This window comes from Pseudomonas sp. AC083, from assembly GCF_979253165.1.
On sequence record NZ_CEEDDH010000167.1, the window covers coordinates 1 to 266 of the forward strand.

Annotated in this window: 1 protein-coding gene; it reads left to right on the forward strand. The window is 44.0% G+C overall.

The features are described from left to right. On the forward strand, positions 1–266 hold a 266-nt coding region (locus tag AC0IXA_RS27585), incomplete at both ends, for an efflux RND transporter permease subunit (protein WP_471814928.1).

Genomic DNA, 266 nt, shown 5'->3' on the forward strand with positions numbered 1-266 from the left:
CGTTGTAACAAATGCCATTGTCTTGATTGACCGCGTGATTCATAAAGAACAAGAAGGTCTTTCAACAAGAGAAGCGTTACTTGAAGCAGGTGCAACAAGATTACGTCCAATCTTAATGACGGCACTTGCAACGATTGGTGCACTGCTGCCACTCGCATTAGGATTTGAAGGCGGAAGCCAGATCGTATCAAAAGGACTTGGTGTTACCGTAATTGGCGGTTTAACAAGTTCTACACTTCTCACATTGGTCATCGTTCCAATCGTGT